At 73.6% G+C, this 311-nt stretch carries 1 protein-coding gene; it reads right to left on the bottom strand.

The window, feature by feature from the left end; all coding sequences use genetic code 11:
- Positions 1–55: 55 nt before the first annotated feature.
- The coding region (locus AC5RUJ_RS18915; RefSeq protein ID WP_494156595.1) for a YdeI/OmpD-associated family protein at positions 56–311 on the bottom strand (256 nt) is incomplete at its 5' end.

The raw sequence follows: 311 nt of genomic DNA, 5'->3' as shown, positions 1-311 counted from the left end.
GTGGGCACGGGCGTCGGAACGGGCCGGGGCCCGTGCACGCCCCTGCGCCCGGCAGTCAGGACGGCTTCTTCTGCTGCGGATACGGCGTCTCCTGCCGGGCCAGCATCTCCACGAAGCCGGCGATCTTGCGCTGCCGGGCGGCATCGGTCTTCAGCTGGGCCAGCCGGTGGATCAGCGCGAAGCGGTTCTGCGAGGTGAGCACCTCGAACATCGCCTGCGCTTCCGGGACGGCGGCCATCGCCGCGGCCAGGTCTTCGGGCACCTCGGCCGTGGCGGGCCCGGCGTAGGCCTTCTCCCAGCGGCCGTCGGCC

The organism is Arthrobacter sp. Y3223164, from assembly GCF_059091005.1.
This window is presented reverse-complemented; position numbering and strand designations above follow the sequence as displayed.